The sequence below is a fragment of the Bradyrhizobium sp. SZCCHNRI2009 genome (assembly GCF_032485115.1).
GTDB lineage: Bacteria > Pseudomonadota > Alphaproteobacteria > Rhizobiales > Xanthobacteraceae > Bradyrhizobium.
On sequence record NZ_JAUEUH010000001.1, the window covers coordinates 338,403 to 350,974 of the forward strand.

Below are 12,572 nucleotides of genomic sequence, written 5' to 3' on the forward strand. Positions count from 1 at the left end.
AGCATGCCCTCCACCAACGCACTCCACATCGCAGTCCTCCCCGGCGACGGCATCGGTCCTGAAGTCATGGCGCCGGCACTCGAAGTGCTGCGCAAGGTCGAGGCCAAGGCCGGCCTGTCGTTCCGGTTCACCGAGGCCCAGGCCGGCGCGAACAACTATCTCGCGACCGGCGTCTCGATCGCCGACTCCACGATCCGGCTGTGCGAAGAGGCGGACGCGATCCTGCTCGGCGCCTGCGGGCTGCCGTCGGTGCGCTATCCCGACAACACCGAGATCGCGCCGCAGATCGAGCTGCGCTTCCATTTCGACCTTTATGCCGGCGTGCGGCCGGCGCGGCTGATCCCGGCCGTGCCGAGTCCGATCGTCGGCGCCGCCGAGCGCGGCATCGACTTCGTCGTGATCCGCGAGTCCACCGAAGGCCTGTTCGCTTCGATGGGCAAAGGTGTCGTGACACATGAGGAGGCGCGCGAGACCCTCGTCATCACCCGCAAGACATCCGAGCGGCTGTTCAACTTCTCCTTCAAGCTCGCCGCCCGGCGCCGCGCGCGCGGCCGCTCGGGGACTTTAGCCTGCGTCGACAAGGCCAACGTCTTCAAGGCCTTCGCCTACTTCCGTAAGATCTTCGACGAGGTCGCTCAACTTCATCCGGACGTGAAGACGGACCGCCTCTACATCGATGCTTGCGCGCTCATGCTGGTGAAGCGCCCGTGGGATTTCGACGTTCTGGTCACCGAGAACATGTTCGGCGATATCCTGTCCGATCTCGCCGCCGGTCTCGTCGGCGGCATGGGCATGGCGCCGTCGGCCGACATCGGCGATCGCCACGCCGTGTTCCAGCCCTGCCACGGCACCGCGCCCGACATCATGGGGCAGGGCAAGGCCAACCCGACCGCGATGATCCTGTCGGCCGCGATGATGCTGGACTGGCTGGCGGACACCCATGGCATCGAGGGGGCAGCCGAGGCGGCCCAGCGGATCGAGCAGGCCGTCGACCAGGTCTACGCATCCGGCCTCAAGCCATTCGAGTTCGGTGGCAATGCCGGCACGATCGACGTGACCAGGGCGGTGCTGGAGGCGCTCTAAAGTCCCTTGAAGGCTGGCTTGCGCTTCTCCATGAAGGCGCGGCGGCCCTCGCGGAAATCCTCCGAATCCATGCAGATGTCGCCGATCCGCTTGATGGCTTCCATGTCGCGGCGGCTTTCGTCCTTCAGCACCTCGGCGATGGTGATCTTGGCGGCCTTGACCGCCAGCGGCGCATTGACGGCAATGGTGCGGGCGATCTCCAGCGTGGCCGGCAGCAGTTCGTCGTTGCTCATCATCCGGTCGACGAGGCCGATCCGCAGCGCCTCCGCGGCATCGATCCGCAGGCCCGTATAGAGCAGCAGCCGCGCCTGCGACGGGCCGACCAGTGACACCAGGTTGCGCAGGCCGTCATAGCCATAGGCGATGCCGAGCCTGGCGGCGGGGATGCCGAACTGGCTGTCCGCGGCGGCGAAGCGCATGTCGGTCAGCATCGCGATCTGCAGGCCGCCGCCGAGGCAGAAGCCGCTGATGCAGGCGATCGTCGGCTTCGGGTAGCCGGCGAGCAGCGCCCGCTGGGCGGCGCTTCGCTCGGCATAGGCCTCCGAGGCCGCGGCATTGTGGCGGCTCTGCTCGAACTGGCTGATGTCGGCGCCGGACACGAAGGCCTTGCCGCCGGCGCCGGTCAGCACCACGACCCGGATCGCGTCATCGTCGCGCAGCGCGACCAGTGCCTGGCCGAGCCCCTCCCACATCTCCAGCGACATCGCATTGCGCTTGTCCGGGTTGTTGAAGGTAATGATGCCGACGCCATCGTTCGCTCTGGTCATGAGGATCTTGTCCCCGGCGAAGGTGGTGGGGAGCTCGGAGATGGTCGGCATGTGGGTCCGTCCGCAGGAGGGCAGGCGGCCGGCATCGTTCACCGCGCCGGTGACGGCGTCAATGTAAGTTCAGGACATGATGGGCAGGCAAAGGGACGCTCGGGCCGAGCTCTCGACCTGTGCACGGGTGGCCCAGGAAAGGACGCGCAGCGTTCATGATCAGCGTCGGCCGGACGGAACCGAAACGCCGGCATGCCGCCACTTCCTATGACGGCAGAGAGCACGAGATTATAAAGGCGACGAAGCCTCAGACCGCGCAGCGATCGCTGTGCGGACGAGAAGGGCCGGTGTGTCGGCCGCGCCGATCGCTCGGCCTTGAGCCGAGGCAGTGAACTCGCCCGAGCTGGCAGAGCGCCTGGCGCCCCCAAGTTGCGCCCTCGAGCGAAGATGGCCCATATCCATCACGGGCAGACCTGTCTGACGGATCAGACAGCCTTGCCTATTCTTCGTTCGCTGCGATCGATTCCATCAAGGATACCAGCTGACGTTGCACGGTCTGGTCCTTGATCTTGCTGTAGGCGCGCAGCAACCGCAGGCTGAAGGCTGAGTCCAGGAACAGGAGGCTCTCGACCTCGCGCGCCTTGCTGTCGCCGTCGTAGAAGAACGTCACAGGCACGTCGAGCGCGGTGGCGATCTGCTGCAGACGCGCAGCGCCGACCCGGTTGACGCCCTTCTCGTACTTCTGGACCTGCTGGAAGCTCACGCCGAGCTTCTCGCCGAGCTCGGCCTGCGAGATCTTCTGCTCTACACGCCGCAGGCGAATCCGCTTGCCGAGCTCGATGTCGGGCTTGCCCGCACTGCGCTGCTTCATTTTCTTTGCCGCTGATTTGTTCATACTGATTTTACCGTCCTTCCATCGGAAAGCCCCCGAATAGATGGGTCAGGGGTTCACCCATATATACTGTTTTAAGTTGCTGTGGATGAATGAATTCGTCTTTAAACCACGGGTATTTGCCAGGGTTAAAAGCCTCGACCAGCCAGTCGATCATGTGACGCACCCTAGGGATGCGTCCGGTGGTGGCATGATAAGACAGCCAGATGTCGTAGGACCACTTGAGGTCAACCTCCAGTGGTATGATCTTCCCGCCCAGGGCACTCGCATAGGTTGGGAAGACCCCGATGCCGGCGCCGTGCGCCACGGCCCAGTAATTGGCGCTCGAGACATTGGTGGTCATCGCGATCAGGTCCCGCTGTTCGAAACCGGGGAAGATGGTGGCGAAGGCGGCATTGGCGGCGGCTTCGTCCGCCACCTGCAGAACCAAGCGGTGTTTGACGAGATCGTCAATCGTCTTTGGGATGCCAAATATCTCCAAATATTTCTCGCTCGCAAAGCACATCAGGTGCATGCGGCCAAGCCGGACCAGCTTGACGTCGAGCGCCGCCGGCCGGGAGAGGTGGATGGCGACGTCGGCCTCGTGACGCGACACGTCGGCCGAGCGCATCGCGCAATAGAGATCGACCATGACGTTGGGAAAGCTCTGCTGAAATTCGACCAGCCGGGGCGCCAGCCAGAACGTGCCGAGCCCCTCGGTCACCGCGACCCGGACCTCGCCCGACGCAGCGCCGGCGAGACCATCGCCCGCGCGCAGCAACTCGAATGACGCGGCCTCCATGTGCTCGACGGCGGAGACCACCAGCGCGCCTTCGTCGGTCAGCCGAGCGCCGTGGACATCGCGCGTGAACAGCGTCGCGCCGATCTGCCGCTCGAAATCATCGATGCGTCGCCGTACGGCATTGATCGAGAGCGTCAGCCGCTCGGCCGCGGAGCGAAAGCTGCCGGCCCTGACAACCTCGAGGAATATCCGCGCTGCATCCCAGTCGGTGAGGCTTGCCTGCGCCGATTTGCTCACGGTCGACTTGGCCGGGGCGGCCCGGCCCGTCGCAGTTCTTGCCGGCTTGCTCGCCGTTGCGCCCTTGGCGCCGCCACTCTCTCGGCTCAGTTCAATGCTCGATCCTGCCCCAGCAGACGAGCCGCCGTGCTCCCCTGGTGCCAGCGTCGCAGGGGTCTCGGCTAGTTCCCGGCGTTCCTTCTGAGGAACGCCCCGTTCCGCCGCAACGCGCATACAAGCTCTCTCCGCCTGCTAGAGTGATTCCGACAAATTACGGGCAGGGCACGTTCGTGCCATGATTTGGTTGAGCGATCGAGGGTCGATGAGTCTGCCACCTTCAGTTCTCTGCAGCATGGTCTTACCGCCAGCAGATGCGCGGTCTGACACATCATGTAGGACAGGGACACGCTTAACGCGAGTCGAACCTAAGATCGACGGTTTTTGCCTCGACCGCAATGAAATGGTATTCGAAGATGGGCCGTTGTCATGCTATCGTGATGAACGGATCGTGGCGCTAATTCATCGAATGCCGGGGAGCGGTGATGTCTCTTCACCCTGCGTCATGCCAGGACGCCGTCGTGCCGTCCCAGGGGGTAGGTGCATGGCTCGGCTGAGCCGCATCGGCAAAGCGCAGGGGAGCAACGACATGACGTATTTGGAAGCCATCCGCGAGTCGGGAGTTGCTCGGCTCCATCTCGTCGCACGCTACTAGAACGGAAACGACGCCTGTGGCCAATTCAGACGAACAAATGCTTGCAGTGCTTGCGTCCCTCGAGCAGTGCCGCGCCATGCTCGCGGCGACGGGCAATCGCGAATCGGCGCATTTGGTCTCGGTTGCCATCCTCGACCTGCGCATGAAGCTGAACCGTCTGAGCGAGGACGATCTGAAATCGCTTTGCGATGAGATGGTTCAAGCCGACAATCCCGACAAGCTGCGCGATGCGAAGCTGCAGCCAGGTCAGCGCCGGCCACCGTTGCTTCGAGTGGTGAAATAGCACAGTTCGGTGTGTGCACAAGGGTGCATTTGGCGCATTTGTGATATGTCGTGATCCCACGGTGAGGCGCGCGCCGGCTCGCAGACGAGCCGGTTGAAGCGAGGCGACACTCCCTATCGGGGCGGGGGACTTCGCCAATGAGGCCCCGATCCGGGGGCGTCGGGCTCTATCCTGGCGAAAGCCCGCAGGCCGTGATCATCGTTGACCGCCGTAACTTCGGCACGTCTGTTGCGTATTCCCCGCATCGGCGGCAAGAAGCGTCGTGCCCCGGCTTGCGCCTGGAGGGGCGTATCGCGGGACTCGCATGATCCAGAACGTATCGATTCCGGCCGCGTTCATTGCTGGCTTGGTCAGTTTTCTTTCGCCCTGCGTGCTACCGCTGGTTCCTCCGTATTTGATCTATCTCACCGGCGCCACGATCGAGCACATCGAGAGCGACGAGCCTCCGGCCGCGTCGCGTCGCGCCGTGATGATCTCGGCCGCACTGTTCGTGCTGGGCTTCTCCACCGTGTTCGTGATGCTGGGGGCGAGCGCCTCGCTGATCGGCGGCCTGATCCGGGCCTGGTCGGAGCAGTTGTCCATCCTCGCCGGCGTCGTCATCATCGTGATGGGCCTGCACTTCCTCGGCCTGACGCGGATCTCGTTCCTGATGCGCGAAGGGCGGCTGCCGATCCCCAAGCCGGTCGGCCTGTGGGGCGCCTATGTCATGGGGCTCGCCTTCGCCTTCGGCTGGACGCCGTGCATCGGGCCGATCCTGGCGGCGATCCTCTCGATCGCAGCTGCGGAGACGACGGTCGCCAAGGGGGCCGGGCTTCTTGCCGTCTATTCCGCCGGCCTCGGCATTCCGTTCCTGGTCGCGGCGTTCATGATCGAACAGTTCTCGGCGCTGTTCATCCGCATGCGTGGCCATCTCGTGAACATCGAGCGCGCGATGGGCGTGCTGATGATCGCCACCGGCATCGGCTTTCTCACTGGCGCGGTCTCGACCTTCAGCATCTGGCTGCTCGAGACGTTCCCGGCGCTGCAGAGGTTCGGCTGACGCGGCTCAATCGTCGAGCTTGCAGGTGATGGTGTAGACCACGCCCGGCGGCAGGAAGTCGACCGTGGCCTCGCCGCCGAGCTGATCGCGCGCGCTGCGCTCGATCAGGCGGGAGCCGAAGCCGCGCTGGATCGGCGCCGAGACCACCGGGCCGCCGGTTTCCTGCCACACCAGCCGCAGCCGTGCCGGCAGCTTCTTCGCCGCGTCGGCCGCGTTCGCCAGCTCCCAGGACAGATCGACCGTGCCGGTGTCGTTGGAGAACGCACCATATTTGGCGGCGTTGGTTGCGATCTCATGCACGATCATCGACAGCACGACGGCGAGCCGCGGCGACAGCGCCACCTTCGGGCCGGAGATCCTGATGCGGTCGGGCGTGTTGAGGCGGTAGGGCTTGAGCACGCGCTCGATCACGTCCTGCAGCTCAGAACCCTGCCATTTCTCCTTGCTGAGCAGATTATGCGCCTCGGCGAGCGCGCCGAGCCGGCCCTCGAACTTCTCACGCTCAAGGCGGCTGGCGCTGCGGAAGGTCTGCACCGCGATCGCCTGCAGGATCGCCAGCGTGTTCTTGACCCGGTGATTGAGCTCCTCGATCAGCAGGTCGTGCAGCATCTCGGCGCGCGCGATCGTCGTCGCCATCCGCACCGCGAAGGCCAGACCGATCGCCAGCATGATGCCGCCGAGCAGGCTGGTGACGGCGAGGTTGCGCCACAACGGCGCAACCAGCGAATCCTCGGCGATGCCGGCGCCGATGGTCCATCCGGTGAGGGTGGAATGGGTGAAGCTCGACAGCAGCGGCACGCCCTCGAGCGATACGCTCGACAGCGTCGCCTCCTGCTCGCTGCGCATGCGATCAAACACCGAGGGCGAGGCCTGCTTGCCTATCGTCTCCGCCGGATTTGGCACGCGTGCGAAGACGGTCGCCTGGCGGTCGAGCAGCGACAAGGTCCAGTCCGGATTCGGCCGCTGCTTTTCCAGGATGGTCTGGAACATCTCGATCGGCGGGCTGAACGAGATGTCATAGACGACCTCGCCGTCGCGAAAGACGGGCACCTCGACGGTGACGATCAGGCTCTTCTTCACGACGCCGTAGAACAGGTCGGAATATTGCGGCTGCCGGGTCTCGAACACGCGGCGGGTGATCTCGCGGTTGTTGCGCGTCGGCAGGTGAGCCGTATCCGTCGTCGCCGACGAGAACAGCTGGCGTCCGTTGCGGTCGGCGACCACGATCGTGCCGTTCTTGCCGTACTGCTCGAGGAAGCCCGTCGCGATCGGCCGGAAGCGTTCGAAATCGCCGGTGGTCAGGGCATCGGTCAGCGCCAGGACCTGAACGCCGCCAGTCATGCGCTGCATTTCGGCATCGAGCGTCAGCCGGATGCTGCGCACCGTCTCCAGCACGCGCTGACGGGCGTCGCTGCGATCCTGCATGTAGCTGTGCAAGACGATTCCGCCTGCGAACAGGATGAGCGGCAGTGTGGTCCCTGCGACCAGAAGAGCAAGCCGGATCGGCAGGGAGAGTTTTGGCACGGATGCCCCGTTTGAGCTGGCGCTGCTGATCGCCGTTGGGACTGACGCAGGCGGGAGACGCGTCGGGCGGAGGCGAATTTGTGCGGCGAGCGCATATCAGGCTGGAGCGGCTGCCTCCGCAAGGGCTCGGCGGTTGCAGCCGTTCACATGACTGTCAGCATAAGAGAGCACCGCGTGCACGCCAAGCGCAACGCGCGGGGATCGCCGGTTCCCTGAGCGGCTTTACCGCCACGACGCCGCTCCTAGACGTTGCTTTCGGTGATCGCCGCGTACACCATCGTGCGCAGCTCGCGGCGGATCGGGTAGGCGCTCGACGGCAAGACCTGGGTCATGAAGATCGTGATCAGCTCCTCGGCCGGGTCGATCCAGAACGCCGTGGAGGCCGCACCGCCCCAGGCATATTCGCCGGCGCTGCCGGGAATCAACGTCTTGGCCGGATCCATCGTCACCGAGAAGCCGAGACCGAAGCCGATCCCGTTATAGGCTGCTTCCGCGAACATCGAGCGCGACAGCGCCGGCAGGTCGACGCCGCCCGGCAGATGGTTCGAGGTCATCAGCTTCAGCGTCTTCGGTCCGAGCAGCCTGACGCCGCCGAGCTCGCCGCCATTGAGCAATGCGCGGCAGAACGTCAGATAGTCGGCCGTGGTCGAGCACAGGCCGCCGCCGCCGGAGATGAAGTCGGGCGGGCTCAGGAACGAGCTGGTCGCCGGGTCGTCCTGCAAGGTCAGGCCGCCCTTGCGATCGGCGGCGTGGAACGACAAGGCGCCGCCGGCATCGGCCGAGTAGCACGCCGCCAGCCGGTGCGCCTTCGCCGCGGGCACGTGGAAATCGGTGTCGCTCATGCCGAGCGGATCGAAGATGCGCTGCTTCAGGACTTGCTCGAACGGCTGGTCGGCGATCTTGCCGACGAGATAGCCGACCACGTCGGTCGAGACCGAGTAGTTCCAGGCCTCGCCCGGCGAGAATTCGAGCGGAATACGCGAGAGATCATCGATCATCGACTGCAGCGTTCCCGCCTTTTCGACTGCGCCGATCTTGGCGTCGCGATAGGCGGCATCGACGTTCGATCGCTGCTGGAAGCCGTAGGTCAGGCCGGAGGTGTGGCGCAGCAGGTCGACGATCAGCATCGGCCGCGACGGCGGCCGGCTGACAAAGGCCGGCGCGGTGCCGGCGACGAACACGCCGAGATTCTTCCACTCCGGAATGTATTTCGCGACCGGCTCGTCGAGCGCGACCTTGCCTTCCTCGACCAGCATCATGAAGGCGACCGAGGTGATCGGCTTGGTCATCGAATAGATGCGGTAGATCGTGTCGTCCCTGACCGGGACCTTGCGCTCGACGTCGGCATAGCCGAGCGAGCTCGCATGCACGATCTTGCCGCGGCGATAGACCATCAACTGCGTCCCGGGAAAGCGGCCGGCCTCGACATAGCGCTGCCGCAGATGGGCATCGATGCGATCGAGCGCGGCTTTCGACATGCCGACGGTTTCGGGCGAGGCGGGTGTCGGGGCGAGCATCGGGCGTCTCCGCTATGATCGGTTTCTGGCGGCCTGCGCGAGGATCGGCCGCGCATCCCGTTTGTTCCGGGTGATAGCCGAAAATCGCGCCGCGTCCAATGGCAGGCCAGGCATGCGTCGTGTACCCTTTGCGCCGGGAGGAATTGGCAATGACACAATTCAATGAAGGCGAGCTCACGGAGGCCGTCGTCGCGAGCCTCGAACGGACACCCGATCCGCGCGCGAAATTCCTGCTGCAGGAATTGGTGAAGTCGCTGCACGATTATGTGCGCCGGACGGAGCTCACTTTCGACGAATGGGCCGCCGCCATCGACTTTCTCACCCGCACCGGACAGACCTGCACCGCAAGCCGGCAGGAGTTCATCCTGCTGTCCGACGTGCTCGGCGTGTCGATGCTGGTCGACGCCATCAATCATCGCGACCGGGCAGGGGCGACGGAGACGACCGTACTCGGCCCGTTCTACGTCGGCGAGCACAAGGTGACGCCCCACGGCACCGACATCTCGGCGGATCTCAAGGGCGAGAAGATGTTCGTCCAGGGACGGGTGACCGATCTGGCGGGTGCCCCGCTGGCAGGCGCCGCGGTCGATGTCTGGCATGCCGACGACGAGGGCTTCTACGATTCGCAGCGGCCGTCCTATGAAAGCGATGGTCCGTCGTCGCGGGCGCGCTTCATCACCGATGCGGATGGCCGCTTTTTCTTCCGCACCATCCTGCCCTGCAGCTATCCGATCCCGACCGACGGTCCGGTGGGACGGATGATCCTCGAGACCAAGCGTCATCCGATGCGCCCGGCCCATGTGCATTTCCTGGTGGACGCCAAGGGCTACGAGCCGCTCATCACCCATGTCTTCGTCGGCGGCGACGAATATCTCGACAGCGACGTCGTCTTTGGCGTCAAGGACGAGCTCATCGCCCAGGTCGAGCGGCGCAGCGACGCTGTGATGCCGGACGGCAAGCTGGCCATCGGGCCATGGCACTTGATGACCTACGATTTCCGCATGAAGCCGGGAGCGGGCGTGGCGCCGAGGCCGCTTGGCGCGATCGCGCCTGAACCCGCCTGATCCGCAGCCGGCAGGTCCGCCTACCAGCCGCCGTGGCGAGCCGCGAGCAGGATGATCACTGCGATCGCGAGCAGCGCAGTCGTCGCCTTCCAGAACAGCAGCGGATTGCGCTCGATCAGGGGCGTCCGGCCGCCGCCGATATAGGCGGGATTGGGGTGCCGAAGGTCGAAGACGAATTCCGAGAGGCTCTCGTAACGTTTGGCGGCGACGGGATGGACGGCGCGCCGGAGTGCGCCATCGATCCAGAGCGGGACGGTTTGGTCATCGCCGGAGGCCGGGTGATAAAGCACCTTGCGAAACTGCGCCCGGGTTCGTGCACGTGCCATCTGCGCGCCGTAGGGCAGCCGGCCCGTCAGCATCTGGTAGGCGATCACGCCGAGCGAGAACTGGTCGGACCATTCGGAGCCGCCCTCGCCGAGAAAATATTCCGGCGCCGTATACTGCTGGGTGCCGAGGATGCTGTCGTGGTCGGCAGCCGGATCGGCCTCGACCACGCCGCTGACGCGCACCGATCCGAAATCGATGATCTTCACCGTCCCGGTCCGGTCGATCATGATGTTTGCAGGCCGCAGATCCTGGTGCAGCACTTCCTTGCGATGCAGCGCCTGCAGCCCCCTGGCGATCTGCTCGATGATGTCTCTGACGGCATCGAGATCGGCTTTGGGATGGTCGATCATCCATTGCGCCAGGGTCTGGCCTTCGACGAATTCGGTGACGACGTAGAGATGATCGCGGCGACGCGTCGATGGGAAGGCCTTCAGCACGTGCGGGTTGTCGATCCGCCGCGCAATCCAGTCTTCCATCAGGAACCGTTTGAGATAGGCCGGGTCGCCGCGCAGGTCGATCGAAGGCACCTTGAGGGCGACGGCGAGCTCCGTCTCGACGTCGACGGCCAGATAGATGTGGCTGCGGCTGCTGGCGTGGATCTCGCGCACGATCCGGTAGCCCTCGAAGATCATCCGCGCGTCCAGCACCGGCGCCGGCGGCAGCTGCTCGGCCTGGACCGGAATCTCGGCGGCATCGCCGGCACCGAGTTCGTCGATCCGCACGATCTGGATCGTGAGATTGTCCGCGCTGCCCTGCGCCAGCGCCTCAGCGACGATGATACGGGCCGCCTGGTCGAGGTCGTGGGAATTCTCTTTCAACACGTTGGCGACAAAACGCTTGCCCACGTGTTCGTGAACGCCGTCGGTCGCGAGCACGAAGATGTCGCCGCGCTCGATCCGAATGGCCTGATAGTCGATTTCGACCTCGGGATTGACCCCGAGCGCACGCCCCAGATAGCTCTGCTGCGACGAGATGATGACGCGATGATCGTCGGTGAGCTGTTCGAGCGAATGGCCTGCGGGGCGATAGATGCGACAATCGCCGATATGGAAGAGATGCGCCGTGGCCGCCTTGATCACCACCGCGCTGAGCGTGCAGACGTAACCCTTGTCGCGGTCATAGGCGTATTGGCTGGCTCTGGTCTGGGCGTAGAGCCAGGAGTTGGCCGCGGCGATCACGCGTCGCGCCGAGGTCTTCACCGACCAGGCATCCGGCGTACAATAATAGTCGGTCAGGAAGCTCTTGACCGCCGACTCGCTCGCAATGTGGCTGACCTCGCTGCTGCTGATCCCGTCCGCGATGGCGATCGCGATGCCCTTCAGGCTGAGCGCCGGCTCATCGGGAATCAGTGCGCCGTGGAAGTCCTGGTTGCCCGGCTTCTGCCCTTTGTCGGAATGCGCTCCGATGGTGATCCGCAATGGCATTTGGGCTATCGAGCGATTTGAGGAGAGTCCGACCTTAACTGAAGCCGGGCTCTCCAAGGGAGACGGAAATCAGGCCGCGACGCGGGCTGCGATCTTGGCATCACGCTTCGGCTGCGTCCTGATGTGAGTGGCATAGAGCGTCAGGCCGGTGAACGAGAGACCGCCGACGAGATTGCCGAGCACGGTCGGGATCTCGTTCCAGATCAGGTAGTCCATGATCGAGAACTTCGCATGGAGCATCAGCCCCGACGGAAACAGGAACATGTTCACCACCGAATGCTCGAACACCATGTAGAAGAACACCAGGATCGGCATCCACATCGCCAGCACCTTGCCCGGGACCGTCGTCGAGATCATCGCGCCGACCACGCCGGTGGAGACCATCCAGTTGCACAGCATGCCGCGGATGAACAGCGTCGCCATGCCGGCCGCGCCATGCGCCGCGTAGCCGAGCGTCCTGCCTTCACCGATATTGCCGATGACAGCGCCGACCTTGTCCGGCTCCTGCGTGAAGCCGAACGTGGTCACGAATGCCATCATGAAGGCAACGGTCAGTGCTCCGGCGAAATTGCCGATGAAGACGAGGCCCCAGTTGCGCAGCACGCCCGCGAGGGTCACGCCCGGACGCTTGTCGATGAGCGCCAGCGGCGACAGCACGAACACGCCGGTCAGCAGATCGAAGCCCAGCAAATAGAGCATGCAGAAGCCGACCGGAAACAACAGCGCGCCGATGATCGGCTGGCCTGTGTTCACATTGATGGTGACGGCAAACCAGGCCGCGAGCGCCAGGATCGCGCCAGCCATGTAGGCGCGGATGACGGTGTCCCGGGTCGACATGAAGATCTTGGACTCGCCTGCGTCCACCATCTTGGTCACGAATTCTGAAGGCGCGAGGTACGACATTCAAACGTCCTTTGTTTGCTCTCGGGAATAGATTGCGCGCTGCCTTGCG

The 12,572-nt window shown here is 64.5% G+C and carries 11 protein-coding genes; 4 read left to right on the forward strand and 7 right to left on the reverse strand.

Translation table 11 applies throughout. The annotated features are described in order from the left end of the window. Positions 1-3 precede the first annotated feature (3 nt). Complete coding sequence (locus tag QX041_RS01575) at positions 4-1,083, forward strand: isocitrate/isopropylmalate dehydrogenase family protein (RefSeq protein WP_316164333.1); 1,080 nt, start codon at positions 4-6, stop codon at positions 1,081-1,083. Here the strand turns inward: QX041_RS01575 and QX041_RS01580 are convergent. The 3 genes from QX041_RS01580 to QX041_RS01590 all read right to left on the reverse strand — a co-directional run bounded on the left by QX041_RS01580 (position 1,080) and on the right by QX041_RS01590 (position 3,964). Next, positions 1,080-1,901 carry an enoyl-CoA hydratase gene (locus QX041_RS01580; RefSeq protein WP_316164334.1) on the reverse strand — a complete coding sequence of 274 codons (822 nt, stop codon included), beginning with the start codon at positions 1,899-1,901 and terminating at the stop codon, positions 1,080-1,082. The two genes, QX041_RS01575 and QX041_RS01580, sit on opposite strands and share 4 nt — an antisense overlap. 439 nt (positions 1,902-2,340) lie before the next feature. Next, positions 2,341-2,736, reverse strand: a complete 396-nt coding sequence (locus QX041_RS01585; RefSeq protein ID WP_015668220.1) for a helix-turn-helix domain-containing protein — start codon at positions 2,734-2,736, stop codon at positions 2,341-2,343. A 7-nt stretch (positions 2,737-2,743) separates the two neighbouring features. Beyond that, a complete protein-coding gene (locus QX041_RS01590) occupies positions 2,744-3,964 on the reverse strand; it encodes a LysR family transcriptional regulator (protein ID WP_315715722.1) in 1,221 nt (406 codons plus the stop codon). A gap of 515 nt (positions 3,965-4,479) precedes the next feature. On the opposite strand from QX041_RS01590, the gene QX041_RS01595 reads away from it, so the two are divergent. Together QX041_RS01595 and QX041_RS01600 are read left to right on the forward strand one after the other, a co-directional pair. Continuing rightward, the gene (locus tag QX041_RS01595; protein ID WP_315737708.1) at positions 4,480-4,725 is read left to right on the forward strand and encodes a hypothetical protein; all 246 of its coding nucleotides are present in this window, start codon (positions 4,480-4,482) and stop codon (positions 4,723-4,725) included. 304 nt (positions 4,726-5,029) lie between these two features. Then, a complete protein-coding gene (locus QX041_RS01600; protein WP_315715723.1) occupies positions 5,030-5,764 on the forward strand; it encodes a cytochrome c biogenesis CcdA family protein in 735 nt (244 codons plus the stop codon). A gap of 6 nt (positions 5,765-5,770) precedes the next feature. Here the strand turns inward: QX041_RS01600 and QX041_RS01605 are convergent, their stop codons facing one another. Continuing rightward, entirely contained in the window at positions 5,771-7,288 is a 1,518-nt protein-coding gene (locus tag QX041_RS01605; protein ID WP_315715724.1) for a sensor histidine kinase, read from the reverse strand. Between the two features lie 242 nt (positions 7,289-7,530). Beyond that, positions 7,531-8,805: a serine hydrolase domain-containing protein gene (locus QX041_RS01610; RefSeq protein ID WP_315715725.1), complete on the reverse strand. Its 1,275-nt coding sequence runs from the start codon at positions 8,803-8,805 to the stop codon at positions 7,531-7,533. Positions 8,806-8,954: 149 nt separating this feature from the next. Between QX041_RS01610 and QX041_RS01615 the strand changes: the two genes are divergently transcribed. Then, positions 8,955-9,869, forward strand: a complete 915-nt coding sequence (locus QX041_RS01615; protein ID WP_315715726.1) for a dioxygenase — start codon at positions 8,955-8,957, stop codon at positions 9,867-9,869. Positions 9,870-9,889: 20 nt separating this feature from the next. Here QX041_RS01615 and QX041_RS01620 read toward each other — a convergent pair whose 3' ends face one another. Beyond that, on the reverse strand, positions 9,890-11,620 hold the full coding sequence (locus tag QX041_RS01620; RefSeq protein WP_315715727.1) for a bifunctional protein-serine/threonine kinase/phosphatase: 1,731 nt from the start codon (positions 11,618-11,620) through the stop codon (positions 9,890-9,892). Between the two features lie 69 nt (positions 11,621-11,689). After that, entirely contained in the window at positions 11,690-12,523 is an 834-nt protein-coding gene (locus QX041_RS01625) for a formate/nitrite transporter family protein (RefSeq protein WP_315715728.1), read from the reverse strand. Positions 12,524-12,572: the final 49 nt, after the last annotated feature.

Excerpts from the sequence above, each read along its gene's own strand:
- QX041_RS01575 (WP_316164333.1), top strand. The coding sequence starts at position 4 with ATGCCCTCCACCAACGCACTCCACATCGCAGTCCTCCCCGGCGACGGC.
- QX041_RS01580 (WP_316164334.1), bottom strand. The coding sequence starts at position 1,901 with ATGCCGACCATCTCCGAGCTCCCCACCACCTTCGCCGGGGACAAGATC.
- QX041_RS01585 (WP_015668220.1), bottom strand. The coding sequence starts at position 2,736 with ATGAACAAATCAGCGGCAAAGAAAATGAAGCAGCGCAGTGCGGGCAAG.
- QX041_RS01590 (WP_315715722.1), bottom strand. The coding sequence starts at position 3,964 with ATGCGCGTTGCGGCGGAACGGGGCGTTCCTCAGAAGGAACGCCGGGAA.
- QX041_RS01595 (WP_315737708.1), top strand. The coding sequence starts at position 4,480 with ATGCTTGCAGTGCTTGCGTCCCTCGAGCAGTGCCGCGCCATGCTCGCG.
- QX041_RS01600 (WP_315715723.1), top strand. The coding sequence starts at position 5,030 with ATGATCCAGAACGTATCGATTCCGGCCGCGTTCATTGCTGGCTTGGTC.
- QX041_RS01610 (WP_315715725.1), bottom strand. The coding sequence starts at position 8,805 with ATGCTCGCCCCGACACCCGCCTCGCCCGAAACCGTCGGCATGTCGAAA.
- QX041_RS01615 (WP_315715726.1), top strand. The coding sequence starts at position 8,955 with ATGACACAATTCAATGAAGGCGAGCTCACGGAGGCCGTCGTCGCGAGC.
- QX041_RS01620 (WP_315715727.1), bottom strand. The coding sequence starts at position 11,620 with ATGCCATTGCGGATCACCATCGGAGCGCATTCCGACAAAGGGCAGAAG.
- QX041_RS01625 (WP_315715728.1), bottom strand. The coding sequence starts at position 12,523 with ATGTCGTACCTCGCGCCTTCAGAATTCGTGACCAAGATGGTGGACGCA.